This window comes from Pseudomonas batumici, assembly GCF_000820515.1.
Classification (GTDB): domain Bacteria; phylum Pseudomonadota; class Gammaproteobacteria; order Pseudomonadales; family Pseudomonadaceae; genus Aquipseudomonas; species Aquipseudomonas batumici.
This window is the reverse complement of sequence record NZ_JXDG01000037.1, coordinates 1-26,428: the sequence shown is the minus strand read 5'-3', so window position 1 is coordinate 26,428 and position 26,428 is coordinate 1. Positions and strand designations below refer to the sequence as shown.

The window sequence follows — 26,428 nt, the reverse complement described above, 5'->3', positions numbered from 1 at the left end:
TTCAGGCCCCCATCAGGCTTTGCCCGCAGACGCGGACCACCTGCCCATTGATCCCGCCGGAGGCCGGATGCGCCAGCCAGGCAATGGCCTGCGCCACGTCTTCGGGCTGCCCGCCCTGGGCCAGCGAGTTCATCCGCCGTCCCGCCTCACGGAGCAGCAGCGGAATCTTCGCGGTCATCTGCGTCTCGATAAACCCCGGCGCCACGCCGTTGATCGTCACCTGCCGGCGCGCCGCCAAAGGTGCCAGGCCCTGCACCAGGCCGATCACCCCGGCCTTGGAAGTGGCATAGTTGCTCTGCCCCAGGTTGCCGGCGATACCGGCAATCGACGACACCCCGATAATCCGTCCGCCGGGATTGATCCCCTGCCCCTCCAGCAAGGCCGTGCTCAGCCGCAACGGCGCCTCCAGGTTCACCGCCATGACCTTGCGCCAGGCGGCTTCGGTCATTTTCGCCAGGGTCTTGTCCTGGGTGATGCCGGCGTTGTGCACGACGATGTCGAAGGTGCCTTGCTCGCCGGCAAATGCCAGCAGCCGCTCGGCCGCCTCGGGCGCGGTGATATCCAGGGCCAGCGCGGTTCCCCCCAGGGACGCCGCCACCAACTGCAACTCCGCCTCCACGGCGGGGATATCCAGGCAGACAACCTGGGCGCCTTCGCCCGCCAGCACCTGGGCGATGGCCAGGCCGATACCTCGACACGCCCCGGTGACCAGGGCGCGACGCCCGGTGAGTGGCTTGTCCCAGAGGATGTCCCCGGGAAAGTCCACCGGCTCGGCGATCCGTACCACCTGGCCGCAGACATAGGCCGAACGCCGGGACAGAAAGAAGCGCACGCTGCTGTCCATTTCCGTCTCGGCACCGGGTTGGACATACAGCAGTTGCACGGTGATCGCCCTGCGCAGCTCCTTGCCCAGGGAGCGCACGAAACCCTCCAGCGCACGCTGCGCCACCGCATGGGCCAGGTCCGTGCAGTGTTCCGGCGGCGTGCCGAGGACCAGCACCCGGCCGTGGGCGCTCAGGCGCCGGACATTGGCGTGGAAAAAGCGGTACAGCTCGTCCAGTTGCGGCACGTCAGCCAGGCCGCTGGCATCGAACACCAGCCCCCGGACCTTGACCGTGGAGGGTGCGTCGATGCGGGCGGGTACGGCGGCCACGGTGTCGGTGGCGGCGAAAATCCGTTGCAACTCGCCTGACAGGCGGCCCTGGGGTCCTGCCGCCAGCACCACCGGATTGAGCAGGTTGCCCGCCTGGCCCGGGCGATAGCGTTGCAACGGCAGGGGTTGCGGCAGGCCCAGGGTCCGGGCCAGCCAGTGCCCCCAGGGGGTATTGGTGAATGAAAGATAACCGTCAGCCATGAATGGATACCTGGATCGCAGGGTCGGCCTATTCACCATAGCGCCCGAGCAGCGCCCCTTCCTCACCGCTGATCAGTTGCAAGGCGATGATGGAGAGCCGCCAGCGCCGATTCGAGAGCCCTGGCCTGTCAGTCCGGCTCTACGGGCTGGACCTGGCTGGCGGTATCGATACTCACCACCACCGACATCCCCGGGCGCAGCCGATTGAGCTCTTCCTGCCCGGGGTCCACGATGATCCGCACCGGCACCCGCTGGGCGATCTTGACGAAGTTGCCGGTGGCGTTGTCGGCCTGCAACAGGCTGAACTCCGAACCGGTCGCCGGGGCAATGCGCTGCACCCGCCCGGTGAACCGACGATGATTGAGCGCATCGACGGTAAAGGTCGCCGCCTGCCCCTCGCGCACCGCCGCCATCTGCGTCTCCTTCATGTTGGCAATCACCCAGTGCCGATCCGGCACCAGGGCCATCAGCTGCGCGCCGGAGTTCACATAGGCCCCCAGCCGGACCCCGATCTGACCCAACTGGCCATCCCGCGGAGCGGTGATACGGGTATTCGACAGGTCGATCCGCGCCAGCTCCACGGCCGCCTCGGCGTTGCTCACCGCCGCCTCCAGCGAACCGCGGTTGACCAGCACGGTTTGCAGGTCCTGGCGGGAGATATCCAGCGCCGCTCGGGCCTGGGCCTCCGCCGCGCCGGTCTGGGCATGGTCGGCGCGGGTCACGTCCAGCTCGCGCCGGGACACCGAGCCATCGGCGATCAGCGCCTCGTTGCGCTTGAGGTCGGCGCTGCTCTTGAGCACCTGGGCCCGGCTGTTGTCGAGGGCCGCCTGGCGCTGCACGATGGTCGCCTCGGCACTGCGCCGTTGTTGCAGGTTGTTCGCCAGGGCGGCCTTCTGCACCGCGAGCTGGGCCAGCGCCTGGTCCAGTCTCTGCTTATAGATACGGTCATCGAGGCGCACCAGCAGGTCACCGGCCTTGACGAACTGGAAGTCCTGCACCGGCACCTCGAAGACGTAGCCGCTGAGCTGCGGACCGATCAGCGTCACCTGTCCGCGAACCAGGGCGTTCTCGGTGCTTTCGATGGCGCTGCCGAACGGCGGCAGTTGCCAGGCATACAGCACGATCAACACGCCGATGATCGCAATGGCGGCAAAACCCAGGGAAGAGACGATCCGCACCCCCAGGGACCTCGGCTCGGTGGACGAGGCGCCGGCTGGGGTGACGCCTTCGGGGGTGGCGGCAATGGCATTGGTCGTGGTCGCAGGTTGGCTCATCGTGAAGGGGCACCGCTGGTGGGAGTGGAGGACGGGGCGTTGCGGGCAATCTTCTTGTTCATGCTGAGCAACCACAGGCTGCGAGCGAAGATCCACAGCATGGTCAATACCGCGATCACCGCGATCAGCATGAAGACGTCGTTATAAGCCAGGACGTTGGCCTCCCGGGTGGCGGACGCGGCCAGCGACTGCATGCCTTGGGTGGTACGTGCCGACGGGTCAAAGATCACCCCCGCATAGGCCGCGCCGCCGCTTTGCAGGCGTGCGGCAACCTGCGGGTCAATCAGGGTCAGGTGCTCGACGATGCTGCTGGAGTGAAATTTTTCCCGCGCCACCTGGAACGTCCCCAGCAAGGCGGAGCCGATCAGGCCGCCGAGGTTGTTGCAGATCCCGAACAACACCGAAAAGCTCACCAGGTTGCGCGGGTTGGTCATCACGTTGCGGGTACCCAGGGCCATGGTCGGGCCGAGGAAAAAGGTTCCGCCGAAGGCCAGCAGGAACTGGCTGGCGTACATGTTGGCCGGGCGCGTCAGGTTGTTGGAGAAACTGTCCATGGACGAGCCGACCGCCATCAACGCCAGGGAGATGACCAACGGCTTGAGCAGATGATCGGGGTGAATGGTCAGGGCACTGACCGCCAGTCCGGCGATACTGCCCAGCAGCATCACGGCATAGAGGCTGCGCATCTGCTCACTGCCCATGTTCAAGGCCTGGAGGAACCCCACCGCGCCGGTGGACTGCTCCGACAGCACCATGCGGATCAGGATCACCGCCAGCCCCAGGCGGATCATCGCCCCGCTGCCTAGCCAGCGGGTCATCAGCATCGGGTTGCTGCGGTTGTGTTCAATGGCAAGCCCGGCGAGGATCAGGACGATGGAAGCCGCCGAGGCGATCCCGATCCAGGGCGCCTCCAGCCACCAGTCGATCCGCCCCAGGGACAGCACCGCACACAGCAGCGCCACGCCGGTGGCGAGGATCGCAAAGGTCAGGAAGTCGAGTTTTTCAAAGGTCTTGAAGCGATCGCCCGGCGGCAGCTTGAGCAGGCACACACAGCCCAGCGCCGCCAGGGCCAGTCCCAGCTCGAACAGATACAGTCCACGCCACTCGGCGATCTGCAGCAGGTCCTCGGAAAACAGCCGCGCCAGGGGCAACGCCAGTTGCGAGGTCCCCAGCCCCAGTACCAGGGCCTTGAGCCGCCACTTCGCCGGGAAGGCCTGGATCATGTAATACAGCCCCAGGGAATTGAGGGCCGCCCCGACCATGCCGTGGGCCGCCCGCACGGCAATCGCCGAACTCAGGTCATTGACGAACAGATGGCCGAAGGTCACCAGTGCATAGAGCACCAGGAACACTTCGGTAAAGGCCCGCAGGCCGAACTGCTGGCGGAACTTCACCAGCAACAGGTTCATCGAGACGTTGGTCATGACGTAGGCCGCCGGCAGCCAGGCCATCTCCGCCGTGGTCGCACCCAGCGCGCCTTGCAGGTACGGCTGGTTGGCGATCACCAGCGAGTTGCCCAGCCCGCCGGTCAGGGCCACCAGCAGTCCGACCATGGCATAGGCCCAGCGCCTGGGCGTGGAATGCAACGGCGTCGACGGCGATCCCGGCAGGCTGGGGCGCTCGTGGGGCAGCCAGTCGCGCGGTGCATAGTGGTTCATCCGGGGCCCTGCTCCATGCACTGGAATACGAGTCTCTTGTGTTGTTTCACAGATTACCTGAATCGTGGCTGTCCATCGGGCAAAAAGAACAGGACATTCATCTCGCCTTCATAGGCTTTTCACATTTAGGCGTTTACCGTAGAATCCAGCCCGCGCTCCGTGCCAGGGAATTGATAAAAATCATGAACATAACGCTGTTATGCAGCTTTGACATTTGTTTTTTTTAGGCTTAAATCGCCGCATGTTTTTTATTACCCCTGTATCATCCCACGGTCTTGCCTCTATGCTTGCCCGCATAAAAGGCATCGTTCATTGTGCCTGAGCGTTGAGTCCGGCATGCTATCGGCTGGCTTGAAGCATCGCCGCACCATTGAAACCTTTCTGGAAAGAAGCCTTTGAAACCTTATCCAATCCAGCGCGTGTCGATCGTTATCCCGGTCTATAACGAAGAGCAGAGCCTGCCCGAACTGTTGCGCCGCACCGAGGCCGCCTGTTCGCAGCTGACCCAGGATGTCGAAATCATCCTGGTCGACGACGGCAGCCGCGATCGTTCTGCCGACCTTCTTCAGGAAGCCGCCGAGCGTGAAGGCAGCCCTGTCATCGCCGTGATCCTGAACCGCAACTACGGTCAGCACGCCGCGATCATGGCCGGCTTCGAGCAATCCACGGGCGATCTGGTCATCACCCTGGATGCCGACCTGCAAAACCCGCCGGAAGAAATCCCGCGCCTGGTGGAACAGGCCGCGCTGGGTTACGACGTGGTCGGTACCGTGCGTAACAATCGCCAGGACTCGGCCCTGCGCCGCTGGCCGTCGCGCCTGATCAACATGGCCGTGCAACGTTCCACCGGCGTCGCCATGAGCGACTACGGCTGCATGTTGCGTGCCTATCGCCGGACCATCGTCGACGCGATGCTGGCCTGCCGCGAACGCAGCACCTTCATCCCGATCCTGGCCAACAGCTTTGCCCGGCACACCACCGAAGTGCTGGTGCAGCACGCCGAGCGCGAGCACGGCGACTCGAAATACAGCCCGATGCGCCTGATCAACCTGATGTTCGACCTGGTCACCTGCATGACCACCACGCCCCTGCGGCTGTTGAGCATCATCGGTTTCACCATGGCCGGCCTCGGCGCCCTGTTCGCCTTCCTGCTGGTGGTGCTGCGCCTGATGTTCGGCGCCGCCTGGGCCGGTGACGGTTCGTTCGTGCTGTTTGCTATCCTGTTCGTCTTCACCGGCGGCCAGTTCATCGGCATGGGGCTCCTGGGCGAATACCTGGGCCGCATGTACAGTGACGTGCGTGCACGTCCGCGCTTCTTCATCGAGAAAGTGCTGCGTAGCCAGCCTTCTCCTGCCAGCGCTGCTGGTGATACCCCTTCTACTACTACCGCCAATCAGGTCGCACCATGAATCCGAAAGTTGTCGTCTTCGCCTATCACGATATTGGTTGCACCGGCATCGAGTCCCTGCTCGCCGCAGGTTATGACATTGCCGCAGTGTTCACCCATGCCGACGACCCGAAGGAGAACGCCTTCTACGGTTCCGTTGCCCAACTCTGTGCTCGCAAGGGTATTACGGTGCATGCACCGGAAGATGCCAACCACCCTCTGTGGATCGAGCGCATCGCCAAGCTGAACCCGGACTACATCTTCTCGTTCTACTACCGCAACCTACTGAGCGAAGAGCTGCTGGCCACCGCCAAGAACGGCGCGTTCAACCTGCACGGCTCCCTGCTGCCACGCTACCGCGGTCGCGCACCGGCCAACTGGGTGCTGGTCAACGGCGAAACCGAGACCGGCGTGACCCTGCACCGCATGGTCAAGCGTGCCGATGCCGGTGGCATCCTGGCGCAGAACCGCGTCGCCATCGAGCGTGCCGACACTGCCCTGAGCCTGCACACCAAGCTGCGTGAAAGCGCCGCTGCCCTGCTGAACGAAGCGCTGCCACAACTGGCCGCCGGCAAGCTGAGCGAAACCGCCCAGGACGAATCCAAGGCCACTTATTTCGGTCGCCGCACCCCGGCTGACGGCAAGCTGGTCTGGAAAAAGCCTGCCGAAGAGCTGTTCAACCTGGTTCGCGCCGTGACCCAGCCTTACCCGGGTGCGTTCTGCGCCGTGGGCGAGCACAAGCTGATCATCTGGAGCGCCGAAGTCGTCAAGGGCAACGAAGGTCAGGCCCCTGGCCGTGTGATCAGCGTCGATCCGCTGCGCATCGCCTGCGGTGAAGACTCCCTGGTGATCAACGCCGGTCAGCGCAACGACAACGGCCTGTTCCTCAGCGGCCCGCAACTGGCCAACGAACTGGGCCTGGTTGACGGCTCCTTCCTGCGTGGCGCCGAGTCGGGCCGCAAGCCACGTCGTACCCGCGTACTGATCCTGGGCGTCAACGGCTTCATCGGTAACCACCTGTCCGAGCGCCTGCTGCGTGACGACAAATACGAAGTCTACGGTCTGGACATCGGCTCCGACGCCATCGATCGCCTGCGCAGCCACCCGAACTTCCACTTCGTCGAAGGCGATATCAGCATCCACTCCGAGTGGATCGAATATCACATCAAGAAGTGCGACGTGGTCCTGCCGCTGGTGGCCATCGCCACCCCGATCGAATACACCCGCAACCCGCTGCGCGTATTCGAACTGGACTTCGAAGAGAACCTGAAACTGGTTCGCTACTGCGTCAAGTACAACAAGCGCGTGATCTTCCCGTCGACTTCCGAAGTCTACGGCATGTGCCAGGACGAGAACTTCGACGAAGACACCTCGAACCTGATCGTCGGCCCGATCAACAAGCAGCGCTGGATCTACTCGGTATCCAAGCAGTTGCTGGACCGCGTGATCTGGGCTTACGGCGCCAAAGGCCAGCTGAACTTCACCCTGTTCCGTCCGTTCAACTGGATGGGTCCACGCCTGGACCGTCTGGATTCGGCTCGTATCGGCAGCTCCCGTGCCATCACCCAGCTGATCCTGAACCTGGTGGAAGGTACCCCGATCCGTCTGTTCGACGGCGGCGAGCAGAAGCGTTGCTTCACCGACATCGCCGATGGCATCGAGGCCCTGGCCCGTATCGTCGACAACGAGAACGACTGCTGCAACGGCCAGGTCATCAACATCGGTAGCCCGAACAACGAAGCCAGCATCCGTCAGCTGGGCGAAGAACTGCTGCGTCAGTTCGAAGCTCACCCGCTGCGCAGCAACTTCCCTCCGTTCGCCGGTTTCCGCGAAGTGGAGAGCAAGGCGTTCTACGGCACTGGCTACCAGGACGTTTCGCACCGTAAACCAAGCGTCGAAAACGCCAAGCGCCTGCTGAACTGGGAGCCTACCGTCGAGATGAGCGAAACCATCGGTAACACCCTGGACTTCTTCCTGAAAGAAGCCATGCTCGAAATCGCGGACAAGCGCTGATGCAGGCTGGACTTCGCATCGATGTGGACACCTATCGCGGTACCCGTGAAGGGGTACCGCGGTTGCTGGAACTGCTCGACGAGGCCCAGGTCAAGGCGACGTTCTTCTTCAGCGTCGGACCGGACAACATGGGGCGCCACTTGTGGCGCCTCATCAAACCCCAGTTCCTGCTGAAAATGTTGCGTTCCAAGGCCGCCAGCCTTTATGGCTGGGACATCTTGCTGGCCGGCACTGCCTGGCCAGGCAAGCCGATCGGTCGGGATCTGGGGCATCTGATGCGCCAGACCCTGGCCGCCGGCCATGAGGTCGGCCTGCACGCCTGGGATCACCACGGTTGGCAGGCCAACGCCGGGCGCTGGAGCGAGGCCGAACTGATCGAACAGATCCGTCGCGGCGTCGATTGCCTGAGCGATATCACCGGGCAAGCCGTCGAATGTTCGGCCACCGCCGGTTGGCGGGCGGACGAGCGTGTCGTGCAAGCCAAGGAAGCATTCGGCTTTCGCTACAACAGCGACTGCCGCGGGCACGGTCTGTTTCTGCCACGGTTGGCGGATGGCAGCCTGGGTACCCCGCAAATTCCCGTGGACCTGCCCACTTTCGACGAAGTCGTGGGTGCGGATCTGGCCGCGAAAGATTTCAATGCGTTCATTCTCGACCGGTTCAGTCCGGCGCGCCTGAATGTCTACACCATTCACGCGGAAGTAGAAGGGATTCTGATGGCGAACGAGTTCCGCCAGCTCTTGGCCCAGGCCAAGGCGCGCGACATCGAGTTCCAACCCCTGGTCAACCTGTTGCCGGCACAACTGGACCGTTTGCCTGAAGGGCAACTGGTACGCGGCACCCTCGGCGGCCGTGAAGGCTGGCTCGGGGTACAGCAGGGATGACCAGGCGCTGGGCTTTGCCATTGCTGTTCCTCGCTTTTCTGCTGTTCTACCTGCTGCCACTGGTCACCCATGGCATGTGGATTCCGGACGAAACCCGCTACGCGCAGATCGGCCAGGAAATGCTCGCCCATGGCCATTGGGCTTCGCCGCATTTCATGGAGCTGCGCTACTTCGAAAAACCCATCGCCGGCTACTGGATGATCGCCATTGGCCAGGCGATCTTCGGTGAAAACTTTTTCGGAGTGCGCTTCGCCTCGGCCCTGAGCACCGGGCTGAGCGTGCTGCTGGTCTATCTGATTGCCGGACGCCTGTGGAACGACGAACGCAAGCAATTTGCCTGCGCCGCGCTCTACATGAGCTTTGGCCTGATCGCCGGGCAAGCCGGCTACGCCAACCTCGATCCGCAGTTCACCTTCTGGGTCAACCTGAGCTTCGTGGCCTTGTGGTTCGCCATCGACGGCAACAGCCCGCGGGCGCGCCTGTGGTCCTGGGTGGCCCTGGGCCTGGCCTGTGGCATGGGCTTCATGACCAAGGGCTTCCTCGCCCTGATGCTGCCGGTGCTGATCGCCCTGCCCTACATGATCTGGCAGAAGCGTTTTCGCGAGCTGGTGGGTTATGGCCTGGTGGCCGTGGTTGTCGCCACGCTGATCAGCCTGCCCTGGGTATTGGCCGTTCACCTCCAGGAACCGGACTACTGGCGTTTCTTCTTCTGGCACGAGCATATCCGCCGCTTCGCCGCCGAAGACGCACAGCACACCCGTCCGTGGTGGTTCTACCTGCCGATGATGGTGGTTTCCAGCCTGCCGTGGGCGCTGCTGCTGCCGGTGACCCTCAAGGACGCCTGGCGCACCAAGGGCCAGCGCATCACCGTGTTCCTGCTGCTCTGGATGCTCCTGCCCCTGGCATTCTTCAGCCTCAGCCGCGGCAAGCTGCCGACCTACATCATGCCGTGCCTGATGCCCCTGGCATTGTTGATGGGGCATTCGCTGATGGAGCGTATCAAGCTTGCGCAAGGCCAGGTTCCACGTCTCAATGGCCTGCTCAACCTGGTGCTGGGCCTGGTGGCGCTGGCGGCGCTGGTGTATTTCCAGCTCAAGCAGCCGTTCTACGATAACGAGCCGTTGCAACTGACCCTGCTCTGCGTGTTCCTCGGTAGCTGGGTCCTGGTCAACCTGTTGCCCGTATTCAAGCCGCTGACCTTCTGGGCCACCCCGGCGCTGGGCATGGGCATGCTGGTCCTGCTGCTGCCGGCGGCCATGCCGAACGTCATCGTCCACAACAAGATGCCGGACCAGTTCATCGCCCACCATGCCGAAGAACTGAGCCAGAGCACGCACTTCCTGAGCAATGACCTGGGCGCCGCTTCCGCGCTGGCCTGGCGCATGAAACGCAGCGACATCACCCTCTACAACACCCAGGGTGAATTGCAGTACGGCCTGGGTTATCCCGAGGCCGCGGGGCGCGTCCAGGACCTGAGCCAGATCCAGGCCTGGATGGACAACGCCCGCCGTGATGGCCAGGTCGGCGTGGTGATGCGCGTCAAGGATCAGGACGAGCTGCACGAGATCGACCTGCTGCCCAAGGATCATGTTCGCTATGAAGAAGGCAACATGGTCATCCTGATTTTCTCGAAGACCGCACCATGACCTTGATGTTGCTGCTGGGCGCCTGCCTGCTGACCTGCCTGGGCCAAGTCGCCCAGAAGTTCGCCGTCGAAAGCTGGCGCGGCCCGTCCCTGGGCATCGCCCATAAACTGCGTTCGCCCTGGCTGTGGCTGGCGCTGGCCAGCCTCGGTTTCGGCCTGCTGGTGTGGCTGCTGGTGCTGCAACGGCTGGAAGTCGGGATTGCCTATCCGATGCTCAGCCTGAACTTTGTCCTGATCACCCTGGTGGCGCGCTACCTGTTCAAGGAGTCGATCGACACCCGCCATTGGTTGGGCGTGGCGTTGATCATCGCTGGTGTGGTCCTGTTGGGGCGTCACGTATGAGCCTGGCCCGCGGTTTTACCCTGGCTACCGGCAGTGTCCTGCTGGTCAGCGGCGCCCAGCTGGGCATGCGCTGGAGCATGACCCGCCTGCCGGAACCGGCCCAATGGCTGGACGCGCTGATGACTCAGGACGTATCGTTGCTGGCATTGGGAGTGGTGGCCGCGTCGATCCTCGCCTATGCCCTGTCCATGCTGTGCTGGCTGGCCGCCTTGCGCGACCTGCCGCTGGGCCGGGCCTACTCGTTGCTCAGCGTGAGTTACGCGCTGGTCTACCTGTTGGCCGCCGGCCTGCCGTTTTTCAATGAAAGCTTCAGTCTTTCAAAATCGCTGGGAGTGGCCCTGGTCATTCTCGGCGTGCTAACGATCAACTCTCCACGTATACCCCGTCCTAGGGACTCCGTATGAAAATCAGCGTAATTGGTAGCGGTTATGTCGGTCTGGTGCAGGCGACTGTGCTGGCCGAAGTCGGTCATGATGTCGTGTGCATGGACGTCGACCAGAACAAGATCGACTTGCTGCGCAAAGGCCATATCCCCATCTTCGAGCCAGGGCTGGAGACCATGGTCAAGACCAACCTGGAAAGCGGCCGCCTGCACTTCACCAGCGACGAAAAGCTGGCGATCGAGCATGGCCAGGTGCTGTTCATCGCCGTCGGCACGCCGTCGGACGAAGACGGTTCGGCTGACCTCAAGTACGTCCTCTCGGTGGGCGATGCCGTGGTTCGTCACCGCGTCGAGCCGCTGATCCTGGTGGAAAAATCCACCGTGCCGGTCGGCACCGGCGACACCCTGCGCGCGCACATCGAAGCCGCCCTGGGCAAGGTCGGCCGCACCCTGGAATTCGATATCGTCTCCAACCCGGAATTCCTCAAGGAAGGTTCGGCGGTGGAAGACTGCCGTCGCCCGGACCGTATCGTCATCGGTTGCGAGCGCGAAGAAGTCCGCGAAGTGATGCGCGACCTCTACGCCCCGTTCAACCGCAACCATGACCGCATCATGTTCATGGACCTGCGCAGCGCCGAACTGACCAAGTACGCCGCCAACTGCATGCTGGCGACCAAGATCAGCTTCATCAACCAGATCGCCGAACTGGCCGAACACCTGGGCGCGGACATCGAAGCCGTGCGCATGGGCATCGGCGCCGACCAGCGCATCGGTTACCACTTCATCTACCCGGGCTGCGGCTACGGCGGCTCGTGCTTCCCCAAGGACATGCGCGCCCTGATCCACAGCGCCCAGGCCGCCAACTGCTCCAGCGACCTGCTGCAAGCGGTCGAGGCGATCAACGAGCGGCAGAAGCACAAGCTGTTCGACCGCCTCAACGCCTTCTACAAGGGCGACCTGAAAGGCAAGACCTTCGCCCTCTGGGGCCTGGCGTTCAAGCCCAACACCGACGACATGCGTGACGCGCCAAGCCGCGTGCTGATGGAAGCCCTGTGGGCAGCCGGCGCCCAGGTTCGTGCGTTCGACCCGGAAGCCATGCAGGAAACCCAGCGCATCTACCCGGATGAGCCGGGCCTGTCGCTGATGGGCACGCCGGAATCGGCACTGGTCGGCGCCGACGCGCTGATCGTCTGCACCGAATGGCAACAGTTCAAGGCCCCGGACTTCGAACTGATCAAGCAGCGCCTCAAGGCGCCGGTGATCTTCGACGGCCGCAACCTGTACGACGCCAATCGCATGCAGCGCAAAGGTTTCACCTACTTTGCGATCGGTCGCGGCGCCTCGCTGGACCTGCCGGTGACCCGTTACGGCCAGGAGTGATGCCCTGACCCGTACAGCGGGTCTATCCGGGTAAACAAGCGACGCGGTCATTGCCAAATGACCGCGTTTTCGTTCCTAGCGAGCCTGCTCGCGTATTTAGGTCCACGGCCGTGACATTGACGTCCTCATCCCGAAATACCCTGAATCGCCAATCCCTCGGCCTGGGCCTGCTGGCCCTGCTGCTGTTCATCGCCGGCGTCTATCAGCAAGCCGCCATCGGCTTCGACTCGCGCTTCGTGCTGTTCGCCGAGGAAATGCTGCGCCACGGTCCGAGTTTCTTCCCCACCACCTATGGCGAGCCGTACCCGGACTATTCGGCCTTTTCCACCCTGCTGATCTGGCTGCTGGCGCTGCCGTTTGGCACGGTCAATGCCTTCGCGGCCTGGCTGCCGAGCGCCCTGGCGTCGGCCTGGATCGTGGTGCTGATGTACCGGCTGGTGGCCCCTCATTCGCCACGCTGGGCGCTGCTGAGCATCGCCTTGCTGTTGTTGACCAACAATTTCCTGATCGAAACCCGCGCCGTTTCCCTGGACCAGATGCTCGCCGCCGTGTCGCTGACGGTGTTCTACCTGGGTTATGTCGCCCGATACCAGGGTGCCCCGAAGCGCAGCGTGCTGCTCTTGGCGCTGCTGGTGCTGGGCTTTGCCATTCGCGGGCCGATGGGCCTGGTGATCCCCACCGGCATGCTGTGCAGCTTCTACCTGCTCAGCGGGCAATGGCGCCGACTGTTCGTGTTCGGCTTCCAGGCCCTGTTCCTGCTGGCGGCCTGCATCGGCCTGTTGTTGTGGCTGGCCTCGCTGGACGGCGGCCCGGCCTTTCTCCAGGAAGTGATCCACATGCAGTTCACCGGCCGCATGGACGGCACGGCGGGCTCCAGCGGGACGCTGTATTACTTCAGCAGTGCCTTTGGCAATTACGCCCTGGCCTATCCGTTGGCCGTACTGGTGCTGGTCGCCATCCTGGCAAGCGGTCGCCAGCATCGCGGACCGGCGCTGCAACTGACCCTCTACGCGGTCGCGGCCGGCCTGATCGTGATGCTCGGACTGTCCGTGCCCCAGGCGAAAAAAGCCCGCTATATCCTGCCGATGGTGCCGATGGCGGCCATTGTCGCGGCCTATCCGTTCCAGGTCGCCCAGGGCCGCCTGTTCGCCTGGCTGCGCGGGCTGATGCAAGGCCTCTGGTTGATCCTCCCGGGCCTGCTGGTTGCCGGGATGTTCATGTTGCATCGGCGCTTCCCCGAGGAACTGCCGACCCTGGGAGTCGCGCCCTACCTGGTCGGCGCCTTGCAGGCGATCGCCGTGCTGGCGCTGTTCAACGCCCGCTGGCGCGCACTCGGGCTGGCCGGTTGTGCGGTACTGGCGCTGTGGAGCAGCTATATCCTGATCGTCGAGCCGACCGAACGTGTGACCTACGACACCCGTACCTTTACCCGTGCCACCCAGCAGTTGATCCGGCAGGATCCGGCGCCACTGGTCATGCATGCGATGGGCAAGGACGGGCGGGCGATCAAGTTCATGGTCAACGCCGAGGGCGATCTGCGACCGCTCTTCACGGACACCACGGAGCAGCTTCAGGCCGTGGCGCGACCGGCCTGGGTGATGATGGACAAGAGCACTTACGAGGCACTGAAAGGCTCGACTATCGGCGAACTGGCGCCGGTGCTCAGCCAGAAGTTCGACAAGAACGATTATGTGCTGCTGAAACTGCCGTAAAACCTGTAGGAGCCTGGTTTGCCAGCGAAGCTTTTGGCGGTCTTGAGACCCAATCGCCAGCAAGCCGGCTCCTACAGGATTTCGTCGTACATGACGTCGGTGTTCGACGCCGAACTGTAGGAGCCGGCTTGCTGGCGATTGCGATAACACATTCACCGCCGTTATTGCCCCTACAGCAAGGCCGTCAGGCGATCACCACGCTCGCCCCTTTCAGCACATCCAGCCCTACCCCCACCAACGTCACCGAATCCGCCCCGAAGCTCAGCACGGTATCGTGCCCCACCACCTTGGCATGCTCCTGGATATCGTGCCCCTGGGTATCGGCATAACCCATGAACACCAGCTTGTCGGAAGCCTGGAAGCCGGTGATCCGGTCCTGGCCGAAGGATGTGTGGAAGCCGTTGAACAGGAAGGTATTGCCTCCGCCCTTGGCGTCCATCAGGTCATTGCCGCCCCCACCGATAAACAGGTTGCCGCCGTTCGCCGAGCCGATCAGGTGATCGTCGCCACCATTGCCCAGCAGCCACTCGCCCGAGGACTTCGCGGTCAGGGTATCGGCACCGTCGGTGGCGACCTGTGAGTTGACGTAATGCCCCTCGGACAGGCTCTGGTTGCCCACCGCATGGGCCACCTCCTTGCTGAAGAACACCAGGCTCGACTCCTTGCTGACCAGGGTACTGATGTTCTGGGCGATGGTGATCCCGCCCTCGGCATCGCGGATGTACAAGGTGCCGTGACCGTCATTGGCAATATCGAAGCTGCTCAAGGACTTCTGCAGATCGAAGGTGTTGTTGCCCTTGCCGCCCAGGATGATGTTGTAGCCGCCGTCGTCGCGGAAGGTGTCGTTGCCGCCACGACCTTCGATGTAATCGTTGCCACGGCCGCCCTTGAGCAGGTCGCTGGCATCGCTGCCGATGATGAAGGTGGTGCCGGTATGGGTTTCGGCGTTGCGATTGAGGTCCTGCACCCAGGTCTTGTCCCGGGCCGGATCCGACAGGTTGGCGACGATGATGGTCGAGTCCTTGCTGGTCAGCTCGTAGAACTGCGATCCCAGCACGCGGTTCAGGCCATCGCCGTAGGCCGTCGGCAGGTGGGAAATCCAGGTGGCGACGTTGCCGATGGAGAACGGCAACAGGTTCCAGGCATCGGAAGCGTAATGGTCGTTGAAACTGACGATGTTGTTGGTCGCCGAAGCCTTGTTCGCATCGTGTACGCCCAGGGTCGCCAGGGTCAGGCTGGAGCCGTCGAGGGCACGGAACACCGGGTCGTTTTCATAACCGATGTTCAGCACCTGGGTACCCGGGCCGCTCTGGGTCGGCGAGGCGAAGGCAATGTAGTTGGCGTCCTTGTAGAAACCGCCCCAATGGTCCTGGCTCAGGTCGGCCACGCTGTTGACCGCCAGCCCGCCCAGGCTGTGGCCACTGACCAGCACGTCCTTGCCGGAAAGGCCGTTGGCCGCAGCAAAGCTCGCCACGCTCTTGAGCAGGCCTTCAAAGGCATTGGCGCTGTAGTTCTTCGCGTAATCCTTGGGCCCGATGGCCGCCAGCAAATCGTTGATCGCATCGCCGATCGTGTCGCTGATCTCGCTTTCCCGGGGTCCGCTGGTACCGCGGAAGGACACACCGATCTCCGTCAGGTGCCCGCCGGCGTCGTACTTGCCGAGGATTTCCGCCTGCGCCGTGGTGTAGCCGGCCTTTTCGCCATAGTAGGTGCCGAGGGCGTCGGTCTTGCCGCCGTAGCCCAGTTGCGCGGCGCTGATGGGCGTCCAGCCGGCGGCCTTCACCGCCACCAGCGCGGCTTTCTCCGAGTCCGGGTTCCAGGGCACCCCGGGGATGACCCCCTGGGCATCCGTACCGCCGATCAGGGCCTTGACCAGGGTGGCCGGCAGACCGAGGCCGAAGCCGTTCTGCTGGTAGCCCACGGCAAAACCGTTGTCGAGGTTGTGGTAGGAGTACAAGGTGATCGCCAACGCATCGGAATACAGCGTTTTCGAAGCCTCGGTCCCTACGTTTTTATAGTCAAACACACCCATGGTATTGCCTCCTTGCTGGTTGAAATTATCGACGTACAAAAGCCTCGTCGACCCTGGCCAGATCGGTTTCGCGCAGGGTCCCCGCGTAGTAATGCAATTTGGTCCAGGCCATCAGGTAGTCGTAGCGCGCCTGGGCCAGGTCGCGCCGGGTGCTGTAGAGCTGCTGCTCGGCGTTCAGCGCATCGAGGTTGACCCGCTCGCCGCCGAGGATGCTCTGCTTCGTCGAGACCACCAGGGCTTCGGCCGAATTCAGGGCCTTCTGATAGGCCCGCAGCTTGCTCACCCCCGACAGGCAGGCACTGAACTGGCGGCGTAGCTCGATCAGGGTTTCCCGGGTCTTGCCGTCCAGCTCGTATTCGGCCTGTTCCAGATTGGCGCTGGCCTGGCGCACCGACGCCGAGACCCCACCGCCGGCGAACAACGGCACGTTCACCTCCAGACCGATGGTGTTGGTGTCGTAGCGCTGGTTGTAGGTGTTGCCGCTGTCGGACTCGCTCTTGCGCACGCTGGCGTAGGCATTGAGCTTGGGCAGATGCCCGGCGCGATTGCGCTCCACTTCATAGCGCGCCACTTCCAGGGCCTGGCGCTGGGAGGCCAGGATCGGGTTGTTGGCCAGGGCGAGCGCGTGCCAGGTATCGAAATTGGCCGGTTCCAGGGGAAACGACTGGAAAGCCTGGGCCAACGGCGCCAGTTCGGAAACCGCCACCGACGGCACGCCGATCAGCGCGCCGAGCTCGCGCAAGGCGGCGTCCTGTTCGTTGCGCGCCTCGATTTCCTCGGCGGTGGCCAGTTCGAAACGCGACTCGGCCTCCAGAATATCGGTGCGCGTGCCCTCGCCCTGGCGGAACAGTTGCTCGTTCTGCTGGAACTGTTCCTCATAGGCTTTCTTGCTGGCCTGGGCGATCTCGATCTGGTCCTGGGCAAACAACGCCTGGGTGTAATAGGTCAGGACCCGCACCAGCAGTTCCTGGCTCTTGCCGCGAAAGGTTTCATCGGCGAACAACGCCTGCGCCACGCCCTTGCGGTAATTGGCGTAGGCCTCGTAGTCGATCAGCGGTTGTTGCAGCATCAGCGTGGAGCCGGAACTGGTGTAGTGCCGGTCCTCGTGGAGGTTGCCGCGCTCGTTGAGGTAAGTGGCCTTCGAGTCGTTGCGGCCCTGGTTGTAGTTGTAGGAAATCCGCGGCAGCAGGCCGGCCCGGCCAATGGCGCGGTTTTCCTGGCCGGCATCGCGCTCCTTGAGCGCGCCGAGGAACACCGGGTCATTGCGCAGCGCCTGCTCATAGACTTCGAACGGCCCCATGGCCTGGCTGCCGGTGCTGACCAACAGGGACAGCATTGCGGCGATCATCGACAGTTTCTTCATTCGGTGGAACATCCTATTGCTCGGTCAACGCGGAACCCGCGCGGTCCAGCAGCGGTTTGAACAGGTAGTTGAGCAGCGAGCGTTCGCCGGTGCGCACGAACATCTCGGCGGGCATGCCCGGCTTGATCACCAGCCCGTTGAGCTTTTCCAGGGCGCTATCGCTCACCGAACTGCGCAGCACGTAATACGGCACACCGGTCTTTTCATCGAGCAACTGGTCGGCGGACACCAGGCTGACTTCACCGGGAACCCGCGGTGTGCGGCTCTGGTTGAAGGCGGTGAACAGGATGTCCACCGGCAGCTGGCTGCCGACCTTGTCCACCAGGTTGACCGGCAGGTGTCCCTCGACTTCCAGACGCTCGCCCTGGGGCACGATCTCCAGCAGGGTTTCACCGGCGCGGATCACCGCGCCTTCGGTGTGCACGCTCAGGTTGACCGCGATCCCCTCGGCCGGCGCGCTGATCTCGCTGTGCTGCAGATCGAACTCCGCCGAACGCAACTGCTGCTCCAGGGTCAGGCTCTTGAGCTGGGCCTCGGCCAGTTGGCTGCGCACCTCCTTCTGGTACTCCTCGCCGTGCTGGGAGAGTTTCAGGCGCGACTCGACAATCCCCTGCTCCACCCGCCCGCTTTCGCCGCTGTTCTGCGCCAGGTCCTGCTGCACCTGGGACAGCTGGCGCTGGTAGTCCAGCAGGCGGTTGCGCGGGATATAGCCGTTTTCTGCCAGGGGCTTGAGGTTGTCCAACTGGCTGCGCAGGGAGTCGGCGCGCTCCAGCATGTCGCTGCGGGCACGGCGCATGCCGGCCAGTTGCGCGCCGGCACCGTCGATGCTGGCGCGCATACCGGCCTGCTCGCGGGAAAAGGCTTCGCGGCGACTGCTGAACAATTGCCGCTGCCCTTCGAGCACCAGCGCCAGGTGGGGATCGGGGTCCGTGCTCAGCTCGCTCGGAAAGATCACCCGGGGCAGGTTGTCACGCTCGCTCTGCCAGCGCGCCTGGCTGGCCCAGGCCACGCGGTACTGGGCCTGCAGGGATTGCACGTCGGCGGACAACTGCGTCTGGTCGAGACGAAACAGCGCTTGGCCCTGATGGACCACTTGCCCTTCATGGACCAGGATCCGGCTGACCACCCCGCCCCCCAGGGACTGCACGGCCTTGCGTTTACCGGACACCACCACGGTGCCTTGCACGGCAATCCCCTCGTCCAGCGGCGCCAGGGCGGCCCAGAGGAAAAAGCTGCCGGCACCCAGCAGCGCCAGCAACCAGCCCAGGCGGGCAAAGTACCGGGCGTCACGCTCCGGTCGTTCAACGCTGCTACTGATCTGCATCGTGCTGTCCTTGCTCATGTGCCGCTGCTGCGCGTCGGCGCGGGATACTGTCGGCTCAGGCTGACGCCGGCCGGTGTCACGGTCTCGCGGGTCGGTTGGGGTGTCGGTGGCGCGCCGCTCGACAGCGCCTTGAGCACGTCGGCACTGCTGCCAAAGGCTTGCAGGCGGCCCTCGCTGAGCACCAGCAGCTTGTCCGCCTGGGTCAGGGAGGTGGAACGGTGGGTCACCAGGACCACCGTGCTGCCCCGGGCCTTGAGTAGGGCAATCGCCTGGGTCAACGCGGTTTCCCCGAGCACGTCGAGGTTGGAGTTGGGCTCATCCAGCACCACCAGGCGCGGGCCGCCATACAGCGCCCGCGCCAGCGCCACCCGTTGTTTCTGTCCGCCGGACAGGCCGCTGCCGTCCTCCCCCAGCAACGTGTCGTAGCCCTGGGGCAGGTGCAGGATCAAATCATGCACACCGGCCTGGCGCGCCGCCTCGACCACCTTCAGCGAGTCGACCTCGGCAAAGCGGGCGATGTTTTCGGCAATGGTGCCGCTGAACAACTCGATGTCCTGGGGCAAGTAACCGATATGCGCGCCCAGGTCGTTGCGATCCCAGCGATGCAGATCGGCACCATCCAGGCGCACGGTGCCGCCGAGGGTCGGCCAGACACCCACCAGCACCCGGGCCAGGGTCGACTTGCCCGAGCCCGAGGAACCGAGCACCCCCAGCACCTCGCCGGGCGCCAGGCTGAAACTCATCGGGTGCAGGGTCGCGATACGCTTGCCGGGCGGTCCGGCGCTGACCTGTTCAAAGGCCAGCTGCCCCTGGGGCGCAGGCAGGCTCATCTGCCCTTCTGTTTCGGGGAACTCGCGCAACAGGTCGTCCAGCCGCCGGTAGGCGAGTTTGGCCGAACTCCACTGTTTCCAGACCGCGATCAACTGGTCGATGGGACTGAGTACCCGTCCCATCAGGATCGAGCCGGCGATCATCATGCCGGCGGTCATCTCGCCCTTGATCACCAACAGCGCCCCCAGGCCCAACACCAGCGATTGCAGGCACAGGCGCAGCATCTTGCTCAGGGAGGTGATCACCGCCCCCGTGTCACTGGCCCGGTTCTGCCGCGCCAGGAATCCCGAGTGCAGCTGGAACCAGCGCTTGCGCAGGGCCGCGAGCATGCCCATGGCCTGGATGGTCTCGGCATTGTGCAGATGGCTGGTGGCCAATCGGCTCGACTGTTGCGAATAACCGCTGGCTTCGCTCAGGGGCTTCCTGGTCATGGCCTCGTTGAGGTACGCCAGGGCGATCAGGAGCACGGCACCGACACTGGCGAAGACGCCCAGCCAGGGATTGAACAGGAAGATCACCAGCAGGTAGATGGGAAACCATGGTGCATCGAAAAAGGCGAACAAGGCCGGCCCGGTGAGGAACTGGCGAATATGGGTCAGGTCGCCAAGGGCCTGGCCGGCCTGCCCCTCGCCGCGCAACAGGTTGCGTTCGAACGCCGCCTGGTAGACCCGCAGGTTCAGGCGACGCTCCAGGGCGCTGCCGATGCGGATCACGATAAAACTGCGGACCACTTCCAACAGCCCGATAAAGGCAAAGAACCCCACCACCATCAGGGTCAGCATCACCAGGGTGGTTTCGTTCTGCGAGGTCAATACCCGGTCATAGACCTGAAGCATGTAAATGGAAGGCACCAGCATCAGCAAGTTGATCAGTGCGGTGAAACAACCGACGCTGATCAAGACACTCTTATAATCGCCGAGCACACGAATCAACGGTGTCCCGGACATCATTTTCGGCGGTTTCATCTATCTTCCTTGATGTTACGGACAGCCGGATACGCACCTTTATTCGATGGCCGGCGAGCCGCTCGAAAATAGAGGCACTATCGACACGAGTCGTTCTTTCTCGACTCATAAAGACTGAACGGAAAAGCAACTAACAAAGGTGCGCGGATACAAGGTATAAAGTTGCTGTTTAATCGCTTTGCACCTGAATACTCAGGGCATATCGCGCACCAGTACCAGAACCTTTCCATTCTTCAAGCGAACTTCATAGCGGTCGGCTTTCTGCCGATTGAAGTGCACGATGCCAGTCCCTTCGGCACCATAAAGCCACAGGCCGTCGGGAGTCGGTTCCCAGTTGGCCGGACGCTCGCCCAACCAGCCGGCGATACAGGCAAGATCGCCGCTCAGGCGTGGCGACTGGAGCAGGAGTTCAAGCTCGCAAACCTGCGGGTTGGCGCCTTCGGGGTACATCCGCCACTGGCCGGCAAGGGCCTCGGGAGGGGTCAGGATCAGGCTTCTCGCCATGGTGATTTCTCCAAAAAACGCCAGGAACGCGGCCATCAGCCACGTCGAACAGCTACTGCGGACAAACGTCTTGATCATGGGCATGGACTACCGGGCCAGAGGGCAGCGCCGCGGCGCTGCCCGTACCGCATCAACTCAAGCCACGATATCCGTGACCGCTGCCTGACCCACGGTGGTCACCAGGAAGTCGGCTACGCCGTGCCCGGAGAAGTCCACCGCCAGTGTGCCCAGGTTGGTGCCCGAGGCATACGTCAACACCGCATCGCCGGAATGGCCGGTGAACGCATTGACGAAGTTCAGGCCCGAACCATGGGTGATCCCGGACAGATCGATCTTGTCCTGGCCACTGGTAAAATCCATGATCCGGTCGGCGGCATTCGGCGCGGAGTCGGAAACGGCAGCGTACACGAAGGTATCGTTGCCCGAACCGCCCCAGAGCTTGTCGGCCCCGCCAGCGCCATAGATGATGTCGTTGCCGGCACCGCCACGCAGTTCGTTGGCCACATCATTGCCGATCAGCAGGTCGTTGCCCGAACCACCGATGGCGTTCTCGATGGTGACGCCCTGGGCGATGGAGATATTGCCCACCATGCCGCCAACGTCGGAGAACGAACCGGCATGAAGATTGATCTTCTGGTTCTGGGTGAACCCGGAGAAGTCCAGGGTATCGTTGCCGCCACCGTCCCAGACCGAGAACACCAGCTTGTCCGAAGACGAGGTGGCGCTCATGTAGTCGCGACCGGCATTGGAGTTGAACCCATAGGTGGTATCACCGGAACGGGTGCTGTAGTTGGCGCCGTAGAGTTTCTGGATCGCCGCGATGTCGTCCATCAGCGGGCCCGAGGAATAAGCCTCGACACCGCCTTTGCTGAAGTTCTGGCTGGTGTTGCTTTCGCTCCAGTAACTCATGACGCTGTAACCGCGGGTGTCCTGCCCATAGGACGCGTCGTTGTAGGTCGGGTTGCCTTCGCCGGCGTTGTAGTCGCCGGGATGAGCCAGGCCGAGGGTATGGCCGATCTCATGGGTCAGGGTCTGGCGACCGTAGTTGTTCAGGCCCGGCGTCTTGTTGACGTTGTAGCCGCTGCCGGTCAGGTACCAGGACTGGCCATCGAAGCCAGGTTCGGTGCCCGGCAGGAAGGCAAACGCTGCCGCCCCCTCCTGTCCGCCACTGTAGTTGCCGAAGGTCATATGACCGTCGCCGCCCTTCGCCGCCTCCGTGAACGTCACATTGGCCACGTCCGCCCAGGATTGCATGGAGAGCACGGCTTGCGACTTCTGCAGCGCACTGAACTGACTGAACCCGGTGACACCCAGACCGCTGAAATTCGAGGTCGGGGCCGTCAGGAAGGTATAGGTCAGCTCGATCTTGCCGCTGCCGTTCAGATCATGCCAACTGGCACCGTCACGCAGCAGTTGCGTGGCGGCTTGATCGACGGAGTAGGAGGGTTTGCCATTGACCGTGAGGTCGCCACCACGGTCGTATTGATGGCTGAAGCTATCGATCTGGTTAAAGGCGAAACTTGTACCGTTGTCCGCCAGTGCCGCATCCGTGGAAACAATAGCTTTCGTTTTGACTTTCGACATAAACACACTTCCTTGTTTGCAAGTGAAACAGTTTTTGTCCGATAGCGACAATCCCTTGGCGAGATCATCCTATCACTCGCCCTTTTTGAAGGCAGCGAGAAACTGACACAATTTGAAATCAAACGTCCAGCGCTTTTTTGAGATCGAATCCCAAAAACAACCAAAACACCTACAAACATTGGCCCAGGTCGTGAAAGTTTTTTCCGACAGTAACGACTGATTCCCGCAAGCAGACTTCCGGAATACTTCAAGCCATATGAACGCATATGTGAAGTGCATCATTAAATGACCAACAGGTCATTTCTTTACTTATAAGTTTTATTTTCGACCACTCATTCTAACTGTATCCAGCACAACTTCGCCCTTTAACGCAGCGCCCCTGGTCACGATCAAGCAGCGCATGCGCCCTCCCGTCCATTGCACGGATCTTCTAGACTGACACCCGGCCGCGGGCGTCAACTGACCCTCTGCATGACTGACCACTCCGGAAATCCCATGTCCAGCACCGCCAACCACTGGATCGACCTGACCCAGGACCGGGACACCGGCATCGAAACCCTGCGCGCGCGTTTCCAGGGCCATACCCATGCCTACGATGCCCACTGGCACGACAGCTACCTGGTGGGAGTTACCGAACAAGGCGTGCAGCAGTTCAATTGCCGTCGCACCCGCTATCAGAGCCTGGCGGGCAACGTGTTCCTGCTCGAACCCGGCGAGATCCATGACGGCGACGCGCCCACCGAAGGCGGCTTCACCTACCGTACGATCTATCTCGACCCGCAGTGGCTGGAACGGGAACTGAGCGTGCTGTTCGAGGAGGCCCCGGCGGGCAGCCAGCTGAGCTTTGCCACCACCCTGGCCACCGACACGCGCCTGGCCCAGGCCACCAGCGCCGCGTTCCAGGCCATTCATACCCGGGAATTGCGCATCGTCCGGCAAAGCGCCCTGGACCAGATGCTCGGCAGCCTCACCGACCATCTGCACTGGCGCGCCCGCTACCGTGAAGACCCGCGTCTGCCGCGGGTCGCGCAGATCGCCCGCGAGTACCTGCACGCCCATCTGCAATACGACCTGAGCCTGGATGAAGTCGCCGCAGCCTGCGGCGTCGACCGCTTCCGCCTGACCCGTGCGTTCAAGGCCGCCTACGGCCTGCCGCCCCACGCCTACCTGGTGCAGTTGCGCGTGGCGCGGGCGCGGCAACTGCTGTCCCGGGGCGAGACACCGGCAAACGTCGCCATGGCCCTGGGCTTTGCCGACCAGAGTCATCTGGGCCGCTGGTTCGTGCGCGCCTACGGGCTGACACCCGCCGCCTACCGCAAGCGCTGCTCAAATCTTCCGGACGCTTGAAATGGCGCACGGGAAGCCCGGACGTCGCCGCAGTGCAAAAGCCGGTCGCCCTGGTGCGCTTTCGCCCTTTGGCGGCTGCGTAACGTGGCCGGACGGTGCATGAAGACACCGGCCTCCACAATAAACGACCTGCCGCGAGATCTGCGTATCATGAAAAGACTGTTCAACAGCTGTCTGTTCCTCTGCGGTACCGCACTCCTGAGCACCGGCGTGCTCGCTTCCGAAGACGCTTCCTGCAAGACCGTGCGCATGGGCGTGGTCAACTGGACCGACGTGATCGCCACCAGCGGCATGGCTGACGTGCTGCTCAACGGACTGGGCTATGAAAGCAAGCAGACCAGCGCCGTGCAGCAGATCATCTTTGCCGGTATCCGTGACAAACGCCTGGATATCTTCCTCGGCTACTGGAAACCGGCGATGGACAAGAACATCGCGCCTTTCGTCGCCGCCAACCAGGTCAAGGTCATGGCCCAGCCGAGCCTGTCTGACGCCCAGGCCACCCTCGCCGTGCCGCAATACGTGGCTGACGCGGGCCTGAAGACCTTCGCCGACATCGCCAAGTTCAAGGACAAGCTCGGCGGCAAGATCTATGGCATCGAGCCCGGCAGCGGCGCCAACACCACCATCAAGACCATGATCGACACCGACCACTTCGGCCTCAAGGGCTTCAACCTGGTGGAATCCGGGGAAGCCGGGATGCTCGCGGCGGTGCAGCGGGCGGTCAACCGCAAGGAGTTCGTGGTCTTCGTCGGCTGGACCCCGCACCCGATGAACATCAATATGAAAATCGCCTACCTGACCGGCAGCGAGGATGTCTACGGGCCCAACGAAGGCGCGGCCACCGTGTCCACCGTCACCGCCCCGGACTACGCCCAGCGTTGCCCGAACGTCAACAAGCTGCTGGAGAACCTGACGTTCAGCGCCGCCCAGGAAAGCCAGCTGATGGTGCCGATCATGGAGCGCCAGACGCCCCAGGACGTGGCGAAGAAATGGCTGCGCGATCACCCCGAAGACCTGCAGAAGTGGCTGAGCGGCGTCACCAGTGTTGACGGCAAGGACGGTGTCGCGACCGTGCAGGCCAGTTTGAAATAGCGCTGATTATTGTGGGAGCGGTGCTTGTCGGATCGCCGCACCGCTCCCACAGGTTTTCCTGACCTCTGGAACATGGCTGAAACTGCGCATGACCGATTACCCGCTTTCCCCCGAACTCAGCGCCTTTGTCGCCAGGACCCTCGATTTCAACTCTCCGGACAGCACGATCAATGGCCTGCGCATCGGCTACAGCGCGATGTGCCGGGCCTTCACTCCGGCACGTCCGGCAGGCATCAGCGTCAACGACGAACTGGTCGGACAGGTGCCCGTGCGCCAATACCGTCCGACTTCGACACCACCGGCCAATGGCTGGCCCAGCGTGGTTTACCTGCATGGTGGCGGCTGGGTGGTGGGCGACCTCGACTCCCACGATTTCATCACCGCGGAACTGGCGTCCCGGCTCAACGCCGTGGTCATCGCCGTCGACTATCGACTCGCTCCGGAACATCCCTTTCCCGCCGCCTTCGATGATTGCCTGGCGGTCTGGCGCGGCGTGCAGGCCAGCGCCCCGAGCCGGCAGTTGGACCCGCAACGCATGGCGATTGCCGGCGACAGTGCCGGCGGCAACCTCGCCGCCGCCGTGTGCCTGGCCCTGCGCGATGCCGGGCAAGCGCAACCGGTGCTGCAAGCCCTGATCTATCCGGGACTGGGCGGCGACGACGAGTTGCCCTCACGCACCGAATGCGCCGACGCCCCGCTGCTCAGCGCCAGCGATGTGCACTGCTATCACACGTTGTACCTGCCGGGTTCGGCAAAGCCTCCGGCCTATGCAATGCCGTTGCAGGCAACGGATCTGCGGGGACTGGCCCCGGCGTTCATCGCCGTGGCACAGTTCGATCCCTTGCGCGATGACGGCGTGGAGTTCAGCGAACGCCTGAGGAATGCGGGAGTAGCCGTGGATTTCCATCCCGGCCATGGCCTGGTGCATGGCTGCCTGCGGGCCCGGGGCATGGCGCCGGAGGTGGATCTGCTCTACGAAAAACTGCTGACCCAACTACGGCGCTATCTGAACGGATTGTAGGAGCGCCAGTCGACGTTCGCTGGCTTGCGCCTACAAACAGTGCGTCAGATCACGAACCGCGCCACCATCGCATTCAGGTCCACCGCCAGGCGCGACAGTTCCTGACTGGCGACGCTGGTCTGATTGGCACCGGTGGTCGACTGGGAAGCCAGGTCGCGGATGTTCACCAGGTTGCGGTCCACTTCACGGGAGACCTGGGCCTGCTCCTCCGACGCGCTGGCGATCACCAGGTTGCGTTCGTTGATCAGGTTGATGGATTGGGTGATCTGCTCCAGGGCCACGCCGGCGGCACGGGCCATCTCCAGGGTGGCCTGGGTCCGCTGGTTGCTCTGCT

General features: G+C 63.2%; 20 protein-coding genes and 1 pseudogene. 11 read left to right on the top strand and 10 right to left on the bottom strand.

The window, feature by feature from the left end; genetic code table 11:
* Position 1: 1 nt before the first annotated feature.
* From UCMB321_RS14100 to UCMB321_RS14090, 3 genes are all read right to left on the bottom strand, one after another.
* Positions 2-1,354 carry a 3-oxoacyl-ACP reductase gene (locus UCMB321_RS14100; RefSeq protein WP_040067738.1) on the bottom strand — a complete coding sequence of 451 codons (1,353 nt, stop codon included), beginning with the start codon at positions 1,352-1,354 and terminating at the stop codon, positions 2-4.
* A gap of 128 nt (positions 1,355-1,482) precedes the next feature.
* Complete coding sequence (locus UCMB321_RS14095) at positions 1,483-2,628, bottom strand: HlyD family secretion protein (RefSeq protein ID WP_040067735.1); 1,146 nt, start codon at positions 2,626-2,628, stop codon at positions 1,483-1,485.
* Positions 2,625-4,286 (bottom strand): MFS transporter, encoded by a 1,662-nt coding sequence (locus tag UCMB321_RS14090; RefSeq protein WP_040067733.1) that lies wholly within the window; start codon positions 4,284-4,286, stop codon positions 2,625-2,627. The genes UCMB321_RS14095 and UCMB321_RS14090 overlap by 4 nt, the downstream gene beginning before the upstream one ends.
* Positions 4,287-4,681: 395 nt before the next feature.
* Between UCMB321_RS14090 and arnC the strand changes: the two genes are divergently transcribed.
* The 8 genes from arnC to UCMB321_RS14050 all read left to right on the top strand — a co-directional run bounded on the left by arnC (position 4,682) and on the right by UCMB321_RS14050 (position 14,031).
* Positions 4,682-5,695: an undecaprenyl-phosphate 4-deoxy-4-formamido-L-arabinose transferase gene (gene arnC, locus UCMB321_RS14085; protein ID WP_040067730.1), complete on the top strand. Its 1,014-nt coding sequence runs from the start codon at positions 4,682-4,684 to the stop codon at positions 5,693-5,695.
* The gene (gene arnA / locus UCMB321_RS14080) at positions 5,692-7,686 is read left to right on the top strand and encodes a bifunctional UDP-4-amino-4-deoxy-L-arabinose formyltransferase/UDP-glucuronic acid oxidase ArnA (protein ID WP_040067727.1); all 1,995 of its coding nucleotides are present in this window, start codon (positions 5,692-5,694) and stop codon (positions 7,684-7,686) included. Before arnC ends, arnA begins: the two co-directional genes overlap by 4 nt.
* Complete coding sequence (gene arnD / locus UCMB321_RS14075) at positions 7,686-8,570, top strand: 4-deoxy-4-formamido-L-arabinose-phosphoundecaprenol deformylase (RefSeq protein WP_040067725.1); 885 nt, start codon at positions 7,686-7,688, stop codon at positions 8,568-8,570. The genes arnA and arnD overlap by 1 nt, the downstream gene beginning before the upstream one ends.
* On the top strand, positions 8,567-10,216 hold the full coding sequence (gene arnT / locus UCMB321_RS14070) for a lipid IV(A) 4-amino-4-deoxy-L-arabinosyltransferase (RefSeq protein WP_040067724.1): 1,650 nt from the start codon (positions 8,567-8,569) through the stop codon (positions 10,214-10,216). The genes arnD and arnT overlap by 4 nt, the downstream gene beginning before the upstream one ends.
* Entirely contained in the window at positions 10,213-10,557 is a 345-nt protein-coding gene (gene arnE, locus UCMB321_RS14065; RefSeq protein ID WP_040067722.1) for a 4-amino-4-deoxy-L-arabinose-phosphoundecaprenol flippase subunit ArnE, read from the top strand. Before arnT ends, arnE begins: the two co-directional genes overlap by 4 nt.
* Positions 10,554-10,961: a 4-amino-4-deoxy-L-arabinose-phosphoundecaprenol flippase subunit ArnF gene (gene arnF / locus UCMB321_RS14060; RefSeq protein ID WP_040067721.1), complete on the top strand. Its 408-nt coding sequence runs from the start codon at positions 10,554-10,556 to the stop codon at positions 10,959-10,961. The genes arnE and arnF overlap by 4 nt, the downstream gene beginning before the upstream one ends.
* The gene (locus tag UCMB321_RS14055) at positions 10,958-12,319 is read left to right on the top strand and encodes a UDP-glucose dehydrogenase family protein (protein ID WP_040067720.1); all 1,362 of its coding nucleotides are present in this window, start codon (positions 10,958-10,960) and stop codon (positions 12,317-12,319) included. The genes arnF and UCMB321_RS14055 overlap by 4 nt, the downstream gene beginning before the upstream one ends.
* 116 nt (positions 12,320-12,435) lie before the next feature.
* Complete coding sequence (locus tag UCMB321_RS14050; RefSeq protein ID WP_040067718.1) at positions 12,436-14,031, top strand: ArnT family glycosyltransferase; 1,596 nt, start codon at positions 12,436-12,438, stop codon at positions 14,029-14,031.
* 184 nt (positions 14,032-14,215) lie between these two features.
* On the opposite strand, the gene UCMB321_RS14045 is transcribed toward UCMB321_RS14050, so the two are convergent.
* From UCMB321_RS14045 to UCMB321_RS14020, 6 genes are all read right to left on the bottom strand, one after another.
* Complete coding sequence (locus UCMB321_RS14045; protein ID WP_040067716.1) at positions 14,216-16,063, bottom strand: polyurethane esterase; 1,848 nt, start codon at positions 16,061-16,063, stop codon at positions 14,216-14,218.
* Positions 16,064-16,088: 25 nt separating this feature from the next.
* Positions 16,089-17,438, bottom strand: a complete 1,350-nt coding sequence (locus UCMB321_RS14040; RefSeq protein ID WP_040067714.1) for a TolC family outer membrane protein — start codon at positions 17,436-17,438, stop codon at positions 16,089-16,091.
* 1 nt (position 17,439) lies between these two features.
* Positions 17,440-18,768: an HlyD family type I secretion periplasmic adaptor subunit gene (locus tag UCMB321_RS14035; protein ID WP_040067712.1), complete on the bottom strand. Its 1,329-nt coding sequence runs from the start codon at positions 18,766-18,768 to the stop codon at positions 17,440-17,442.
* A complete protein-coding gene (locus UCMB321_RS14030) occupies positions 18,765-20,546 on the bottom strand; it encodes a type I secretion system permease/ATPase (RefSeq protein WP_040067710.1) in 1,782 nt (593 codons plus the stop codon). The genes UCMB321_RS14035 and UCMB321_RS14030 overlap by 4 nt, the downstream gene beginning before the upstream one ends.
* 192 nt (positions 20,547-20,738) lie before the next feature.
* On the bottom strand, positions 20,739-21,128 hold the full coding sequence (locus UCMB321_RS14025; RefSeq protein ID WP_245220796.1) for a protease inhibitor Inh/omp19 family protein: 390 nt from the start codon (positions 21,126-21,128) through the stop codon (positions 20,739-20,741).
* A gap of 57 nt (positions 21,129-21,185) precedes the next feature.
* Positions 21,186-22,634, bottom strand: a complete 1,449-nt coding sequence (locus tag UCMB321_RS14020; protein ID WP_040067707.1) for a serralysin family metalloprotease — start codon at positions 22,632-22,634, stop codon at positions 21,186-21,188.
* A gap of 495 nt (positions 22,635-23,129) precedes the next feature.
* Between UCMB321_RS14020 and UCMB321_RS14015 the strand changes: the two genes are divergently transcribed.
* The 3 genes from UCMB321_RS14015 (at position 23,130) to UCMB321_RS14005 (ending at position 26,094) form a co-directional block, all read left to right on the top strand.
* Entirely contained in the window at positions 23,130-23,981 is an 852-nt protein-coding gene (locus tag UCMB321_RS14015; RefSeq protein WP_040067706.1) for an AraC family transcriptional regulator, read from the top strand.
* A 150-nt stretch (positions 23,982-24,131) separates the two neighbouring features.
* Positions 24,132-25,073 carry a choline ABC transporter substrate-binding protein gene (locus UCMB321_RS14010; protein ID WP_040068000.1) on the top strand — a complete coding sequence of 314 codons (942 nt, stop codon included), beginning with the start codon at positions 24,132-24,134 and terminating at the stop codon, positions 25,071-25,073.
* 88 nt (positions 25,074-25,161) lie between these two features.
* Complete coding sequence (locus UCMB321_RS14005; RefSeq protein ID WP_040067705.1) at positions 25,162-26,094, top strand: alpha/beta hydrolase; 933 nt, start codon at positions 25,162-25,164, stop codon at positions 26,092-26,094.
* Between the two features lie 44 nt (positions 26,095-26,138).
* Here UCMB321_RS14005 and UCMB321_RS14000 read toward each other — a convergent pair.
* Positions 26,139-26,428 (bottom strand): annotated as a pseudogene (locus tag UCMB321_RS14000) (methyl-accepting chemotaxis protein); the annotation flags it as partial.